The organism is Phenylobacterium sp. (genome assembly GCF_035309685.1).
GTDB lineage: Bacteria > Pseudomonadota > Alphaproteobacteria > Caulobacterales > Caulobacteraceae > Phenylobacterium.
The window spans coordinates 26,270-33,053 of record NZ_DATGEX010000006.1 but is presented as its reverse complement, the minus strand read 5'-3'; the positions used below and the strand labels follow the sequence as shown (position 1 = coordinate 33,053).

Below are 6,784 nucleotides of genomic sequence, written 5' to 3'. Positions count from 1 at the left end.
TTTGACTGGGGCGGTCGCCTCCCAAAGTGTAACGGAGGCGCGCGATGGTGGGCTCAGAGCGGTCGGAAATCGCTCGTCGAGTGCAATGGCATAAGCCCGCCTGACTGCGAGACTGACAAGTCGAGCAGAGACGAAAGTCGGCCATAGTGATCCGGTGGTTCTGTATGGAAGGGCCATCGCTCAACGAATAAAAGGTACTCTAGGGATAACAGGCTGATTTTGCCCAAGCGTCCACAGCGACGGCAAAGTTTGGCACCTCGATGTCGGCTCATCACATCCTGGGGCTGGAGCAGGTCCCAAGGGTTCGGCTGTTCGCCGATTAAAGTGGTACGTGAGCTGGGTTCAGAACGTCGTGAGACAGTTTGGTCCCTATCTGCCGTGGGTGTACGAAGCTTGAGAGGATCTGCCCCTAGTACGAGAGGACCGGGATGGACATACCTCTGGTGGACCTGTCGTGGCGCCAGCCGCGCAGCAGGGTAGCTAAGTATGGAATAGATAACCGCTGAAAGCATCTAAGCGGGAAACTAACCTCAAAACAAGGCTTCGCCGAGAGCCGTGGTAGACCACCACGTTGATAGGCCAGGTGTGGAAGTGCCGCGAGGCATGTAGCTTACTGGTACTAATCGCTCGATCGGCTTGATCGTTCTTAGCAAAATTCATGCGCGCTCTGGTTTGAGCTTGCTGCAGACCTGATGTCTTCTCAATCACATCCGTTTCGTTGACCTGGTGATTTTGCCGGGGGGTCCCCACCCGATCCCATTCCGAACTCGGTCGTTAAGCCCCCCTGGGCCGATGGTACTTCGTCTTAAGGCGCGGGAGAGTAGGTCGTCGCCAGGTCTACCAAACGGATGTGAGATCCAGACCCTTCAATTCACGATGCCAGACATCACCGCTTTGCCGCGGGGTGGAGCAGCCCGGTAGCTCGTCAGGCTCATAACCTGAAGGTCACAGGTTCAAATCCTGTCCCCGCACCCAAAATACTGAAGAAGCCCCGCTGCGAAGCGGGGCTTTTTCTTTGTCCGGCCCGCAGCGCCGCCCCTACGGGCTGTCCTCATCGATGTCGACGCTGGCGGTCGAGGCCGCCGTGCCGCCGCTGCCGCCGGGCGTCTCCCACCAGTAGGGCGGTCGCACCCGCTTGCCGGTGACCACCTCGTTCAAGGTGACAGGGTCGTAGAGCCGGCCGCCCAGCATCACCCGGTGGATCTTGTCTGTGTTGCGGATGTCCTTGGTCGGGTCGGCGTCGAGCACCAGCAGGTCGGCGAGCTTGCCGGTCTCCAGCGACCCGATGTCCTTGGCGTAGCCCAGCGAGGTGGCGGGCATGATCGTGCCGGCGCGCAGCGCCTCGATCGGGCTCCAGCCGCCGCGCACGAACGACCACATTTCCCAGTGCGCTCCCAGGCCCGGCTGCTGGCCGTGGGCGCCGATCGACACCTGCACGCCCTTTTCCATCAGCTTCTTGGCCTCGCGCGCGCTGGCCGCGTCGACATAGTCCTCCTCCGGCGCCGCCACGCGGCGGACGTTACGCGCCGCCAGCATGGCCGGCGGCTCGTGCTTCGACAGCAGCGGGTGCAGCCAGACGTCGGTGTGCTGACGCCAATAGGGGTCGCCGGCCGGGCCGCCGAAGGTGACCACCAGGGTCGGGGTGTAGTTGGTCTTGGTCTGCGACCAGAAGCTCACCAGGTCGTCGTAGAAGTGCTCGACCGGCGGGTTGTGCTCGACCGTCGCGTTGCCGTCCTCGATGTGGGTGACGTCGAGCGCGTAGATCGAGCCGCCCTCCGGCACCACCTCCATGCCCTCCGCCTGCGCGGCCGCGACGATCATCTGGCGCTGCTCGCGGCGCGGCTGGTTGTAGTTCTTGATGCTGTGCGCGCCCTCCGCCTTCAGCCGCCGAACATGGGCCAGCGCGTCCTCCAGGCTGTTGATCTCGGCGTAGTTGTTGGGGTCCTTGGCGCCGTAGAGAATCTCGCCGGTGGAGAAGGTGCGGGGGCTCAGGATCTTGCCCGTCCGCTGATACTCCGAGGCGACGAAGATCTCGGCCGCGCGCGCCGAGGGCTCGTGCACCGTCGTCGTGCCCATCGCCAGATTGGCCATCGCCGACCAGTTCTGCTGCGGAATCAGATCGTTCTCGCCCTGCGGCCCGTGGGCGTGGGCGTCGATCAGGCCGGGGATGATGGTCTTGCCGGCGACGTCGACCTGCTTGGCGTCGGCCGGGATCGTCACCGAGCCGCGCTTTCCGACCGCCACGATCCGGTCGCCGCGGACGACGATCACCCCGTCATCGATGATGCCGCCGTCCTTGGCCGTCATGGTGACGATCCGCGCGCCGACCAGGGCGACGACGCCCGTCGGCTTGTCGGCCGCCACCTCCATGGAAAGCGACAGGCCCGTCACGGGCGGCTTGAATTTCGGCGCCGGCGCATCGGCGGCGGGGGCCGAGGCGTAGAGCGCCTCGGTTTGCGCCGTGTAGAGCGTCGGGCCGACGCTCCAGTGCACCTCGCGCCCGTCGTTCGACCAGTGGATGAAGTCGGCGCCCTCGGCGCTGATGCGGGTCACCGGCAGGGGACCGCCCTTTTCGTCGACGGTGACGTCCTGCGTGCCCGGCAGCAGCGGCATGACGAAGGCCTCGTAGTTCTGGCGGAAGGCGAGGTTCTGGCCGTCCGGCGAGACCTGGAAGTCGTTGACGAGCTCGCCCTCGGCGTGGACGCGCCGGGCCTGGCCGTTCAGGTCGGTGGAGACCAGCTGGCGCTTGCCGCGCTCGCCGGCCAGCATGAACACCCGGTCGTTCGAGGCCGCGAACTGCGGCTCGGCCCCGCCGCGGGTGATCCGCACCGGCGCCCCGCCGCTGGCGGCGACGCGATAGACGCCCGGGTCCTGCGACCAGCGGGCCGAGGTGAGCTGCCCGGCGCGCCGGCGTTCGAAGACGATGGTCTTGCCGTCCGGCGAGAAGCGTGGGCTGGCGTAGTGCCCCGGCTGGGTGGTGACGTCATGCGCCGCGCCGCCGGCCGCCGCGACGGTGCGGATGCGGCCAAGGCCATCGTCGGTCCAGCTGACGAAGACGACCGTTTTGCCGTCCCGCGACCAGGAGGGGAAGAGTTCGAAGCCGGGCTCGTCGCCGCTGACCAGCCGTTTTGCGGCCCCGCCGCCCGCGACGGGCTTCAGCCAGAGCTTCCCGAGTGTCTCGAATACCACCTCTTTGCCGTCCGGCGAGACGGTCGCCCAGCGCGGCATCTTGGTGGTGAACCGGTCCGGCGCGACCTCGATCTGCGGATGGACCGCGTCGATCACCACGCGGGTGTCGTCGATGTGGAAGGGGATCACGCTGGCGGGCCCGCCGGCCGCGCTGACCCGCTGGATCTTGCCGCCGGCCCAGAACACCACGCTCTTGCTGTCCGGGGTCCAGGCCATGTTGGGATAGACGCCGGTCACCGCCCAGGTCTCCTGCACGTCCTGGTCCAGCGCGTCATAGACCTTGCGCTCCTCGCCGGAGACGAGGTCCTTCACATAGAGCTTGGACCGCGCCCGCTCGCGGCGGACGAAGGCGATCAGCTTGCCGTCCGGCGAGGGCGTCGGCCGCACCGATCCGCCGGCGCCGGAGGCCACCGTGCTCACCTCGCCGCTGTCGAGGTCATAGCGCTCGATGTCGAAGAGGTCGGTGTTGGAGTCCTGGGCGTATTCGAAGATCGGCCCGGGCGTCACGTCGCGGGTGTAGTAGATCGACTTGCCGTCGGGTGAATAGGTCGGCTCGCCCAGCTCCTTCTGCAGTTGCTCGCTGGCCTTCTTGACCAGCGGCACGCCGCCGCCGCCGGAGACATGGTAGAGCCAGACCTCGCCGGTGCCGAGCGAACGGCTGGTGGTGAAATGCTTCTTGGCGACGATGAATCGTCCATCCGGGCTCCAGCTCGGCTGGTTGAGCAGGCGGAAATCTTCCTTGGTCACCTGGCGCTTGTCGGAGCCATCGACGTTCATCACCCAGATGTTGTCGCCGCCGCCCCGGTCGGAGGTGAAGGCGATGCGCTTGTCGTCCGGCGAGAACCGCGGCTGCTGGTCGTAGGCCAGGCCCTCGGCGACGCGGGTCGGCGTCCCGCCCGCGATCGGCATGACGTAGATGTCGCCCAACAGGTCGAAGGCGATCAGCTTGCCGTCGTGGCTGACGTCGAGGTTCATCCAGGTGCCGTTGTCGACGTTGATGCGGATCTCGCGGGTGGCCAGGCCCGGCGGCGCGTTGACGTTCCACTTGGCGGGCTTGGCCGGCGCATCGGCTTTTGGCGCGGTCTGGGCCATGGCCTGGCCCGACAGGAACGTCGCGGCCAGCAGCGCCGCAATCCGGTAACTCATCGCGTCATCCCCTAGAAGGTCTGGCCAAGCTAGGCCGCAGAATCCCAGGCGCGGCAAGGGCGTCGAGGCCGGCCATTTTCGTTTGTCTCCCATCGCGCGCGATCGCGGCTACCATGGCGGAAAATCGGAGGGAGCGAAGATGACGCACGCAAGGCTTTGGCTGGCCGGATTGCTTGTCACGACGGCGGCAGCGGCCGCCGCGGCGGCCGAGACGGGGCGGGGCGTCTATGTCTCCGCCGCCCAGATCGCCGCCCTTGTCGCCAAGACCAAGGACGGGGTGGCGACCGCGCCGGTGCCGGCCGGGCCGGGCACGACGATGCTCGCCGCGCATCGCACCGCCGACGGCCAGGTCGAGGTGCACCTGAAGCTCAACGACGAGTTCGTCGTCCAGTCGGGTCACGCGACCGTGCTGGTCGGCGGCAAGGTCGAGGGGAACAAGGAGGCCGCGCCCGGCGAATGGCGCGGCGGCAAGGTGACCGGCGCCAAGGCCTATCAGCTGGGTCCGGGCGACGTGCTCTGGATCCCGGCCGGGGCGCCCCACCAGACCCTGGTGCCGAAGGGCGGCGACTTCCGCTACCTTGCCTTCAAATTCGACGCGAAGTAGCTGAACTATTTGGCGAAGATCGCCTTGGGCATCATGACGTGGACGCCCTTGTTGCGGTCCACGAGCTCGGTGATGTCGACGTCGCCGGCGACGCTGACCAGCATGTAGGCGTCGTCGCGGGTCATGCCTTTGTGGGTGACCAGGAAGTCGACCATGTTGCGCACCGCCTTGACCGTCGCCACCGCCAGGTCGTCGTCGAAACCCATGGCGATGTAGTGGGTCGGCGTTTCGGCGCGCGGATAGGGCGACGTCTCGCCCTTGTGCAGCACGAACTGGAAGGTGCCCACGAGCGAGGTCTCCAGCGCGGTCACGTCGGACTCGCCGTTGCCCTGGCCCGCGTGGCCGTCGCCGACTTCGAACAGCGCGCCCTTGGCGTGCACGGGGAGGAACAGCGTGGTCCCGGCGACCAGCTCCTTGTTGTCCATATTGCCGCCCATGATGGTCGGCGGCGTGGAGTCCCACTTCCCCATGGCCGGCGGCGGCGCGACGCCCATGCTGCCGAAGAAAGGATGCAGCGGGAGCGTGATGCCGGGGCCGAAGCGGGCGACCATCCTGGCGCTGTCCAGCGGGATGATCTTGGTGCGGCGATAGGGGAAGTCGTCGCGCAGGATACCGGCGGCCGGCCCAAAGCCGTTGTAGGCGTAGGGGATCGCCAGATCGATCTTCAGGATGCGGATTTCCAGGGTGTCGCCGGGCTCGGCGCCTTCGATGGCGATCGGGCCGGTGAGGATGTGGCCGCCGGGGCCGCGGGCGGCGGCCGGCACATTGGCGTAGACGTCCTTCAGCGACGCTTCGATCTGGTCGTCGGGCACGCCATTGGCCTTCAGGCCCGTGGGGTTGTTGGTAAGCAGGGTGTCGACCACCACGGTGTCGCCGGACTTGACGGTGAGCGCGGGCTTGGCCGCGGCGTCATAGTTGCCCCAGGCGACCGTCGAGGGCGTGACTTTCAAGCTGTAGGTCTGGCCCTGAGCGTGAGCCTGGGCGGCGAACAAGGCGGCGGCGCTCAGCGCCATGGCGGCGGCGGTCAGGCGAATGGTCATAGGCAGAGGTCCCCGGGGCAGATCGGCGGGCGGACTATTGGACCAGCCGCCGCGCCGCGCAAGCCGCCTTCCCTCTACGGAAGGCAGAGGCTTTTTTTCTGCCCCCGATGTCGGCGCCGCTGGCCTGCCGGCGTCTTTCAGGCGAACATTCGCACCTCAGGGAGACCGCCATGGCCAACGACAGCTTCCGCGTCGCGCGCTCGATCCACATCGACGCGCCCGCCGCCGAGATCTTTCCGCACATCGACGACTTCCACGCCTGGCAGGCCTGGTCGCCGTTCGAGAAAATGGATGCGCCCGGCGCGATGCAGAAGACCTATTCCGGCCCGGCGCGCGGCGTCGGCTCGCAATACGCCTGGTCGGGCAAGAAGGCCGGCGCCGGCAGTATGCAGATCCTGACGGCGGATACGCCCTCGCGCGTCGTCATCGACCTGAAGTTCACCAGACCGATGAAGGCCAACAACACCGCCGAATTCACCCTCGAGCCGGACGGCGCGGGCAGCAAGGTGACCTGGGCCATGACCGGTCCGACGACCTTCGTGACCCGGCTCATGCACGCCGTCTTCCCGATGGACAAGATGGTGGGGCCGATGTTCGACGATGGCCTGAAGGCGCTGAAGGGCCTCTCGGAAAAAGCGCACGTTTCGGCCTAGCTCCGCGCGCAATCTCACCTGCAAATAGCCCTGTCATCCCGGCCGCAGCGTAGCGGAGAGCCGGGACCCAGGGGCGGCCGCACAGCGTGAACCCCTGGGTCCCGGATCGGCTCTTCGGCCGTCCGGGATGACCGAGGTTTTGCGGGCCGGGC

At 67.1% G+C, this 6,784-nt stretch carries 4 protein-coding genes, 1 tRNA gene, 2 rRNA genes and 1 pseudogene; 6 read left to right on the top strand and 2 right to left on the bottom strand.

Annotation, left to right across the window (positions count from 1 at the left end; genetic code table 11):
- From VKQ35_RS01355 to VKQ35_RS01345, 3 genes are all read left to right on the top strand, one after another.
- Positions 1-644: ribosomal RNA gene (locus tag VKQ35_RS01355) — 23S ribosomal RNA — on the top strand; the annotation flags it as partial.
- A gap of 78 nt (positions 645-722) precedes the next feature.
- A 5S ribosomal RNA gene (gene rrf, locus VKQ35_RS01350) occupies positions 723-837 on the top strand.
- Between the two features lie 61 nt (positions 838-898).
- Positions 899-975 (top strand) — tRNA-Met (locus VKQ35_RS01345).
- Positions 976-1,038: 63 nt separating this feature from the next.
- On the opposite strand, the gene VKQ35_RS01340 is transcribed toward VKQ35_RS01345, so the two are convergent.
- Positions 1,039-4,335, bottom strand: coding sequence for an amidohydrolase family protein (locus VKQ35_RS01340; RefSeq protein ID WP_324358216.1), 3,297 nt, complete (start codon positions 4,333-4,335; stop codon positions 1,039-1,041).
- A gap of 139 nt (positions 4,336-4,474) precedes the next feature.
- Between VKQ35_RS01340 and VKQ35_RS01335 the strand changes: the two genes are divergently transcribed.
- Positions 4,475-4,939, top strand: coding sequence for an AraC family ligand binding domain-containing protein (locus VKQ35_RS01335; protein ID WP_324358215.1), 465 nt, complete (start codon positions 4,475-4,477; stop codon positions 4,937-4,939).
- Between the two features lie 5 nt (positions 4,940-4,944).
- On the opposite strand, the gene VKQ35_RS01330 is transcribed toward VKQ35_RS01335, so the two are convergent.
- Positions 4,945-5,979, bottom strand: coding sequence for an acetamidase/formamidase family protein (locus tag VKQ35_RS01330; protein WP_324358214.1), 1,035 nt, complete (start codon positions 5,977-5,979; stop codon positions 4,945-4,947).
- A 170-nt stretch (positions 5,980-6,149) separates the two neighbouring features.
- On the opposite strand from VKQ35_RS01330, the gene VKQ35_RS01325 reads away from it, so the two are divergent.
- Together VKQ35_RS01325 and VKQ35_RS01320 are read left to right on the top strand one after the other, a co-directional pair.
- Positions 6,150-6,632 carry an SRPBCC family protein gene (locus tag VKQ35_RS01325; protein ID WP_324358213.1) on the top strand — a complete coding sequence of 161 codons (483 nt, stop codon included), beginning with the start codon at positions 6,150-6,152 and terminating at the stop codon, positions 6,630-6,632.
- Positions 6,633-6,663: 31 nt separating this feature from the next.
- A pseudogene (locus VKQ35_RS01320) lies at positions 6,664-6,779 on the top strand (hypothetical protein); the annotation flags it as partial.
- Positions 6,780-6,784 lie beyond the last annotated feature (5 nt).

Coding starts and splice junctions, on each gene's coding strand:
- VKQ35_RS01330 (WP_324358214.1), bottom strand. CDS start 5,979: ATGACCATTCGCCTGACCGCCGCCGCCATGGCGCTGAGCGCCGCCGCC.
- VKQ35_RS01335 (WP_324358215.1), top strand. CDS start 4,475: ATGACGCACGCAAGGCTTTGGCTGGCCGGATTGCTTGTCACGACGGCG.
- VKQ35_RS01325 (WP_324358213.1), top strand. CDS start 6,150: ATGGCCAACGACAGCTTCCGCGTCGCGCGCTCGATCCACATCGACGCG.
- VKQ35_RS01340 (WP_324358216.1), bottom strand. CDS start 4,335: ATGAGTTACCGGATTGCGGCGCTGCTGGCCGCGACGTTCCTGTCGGGC.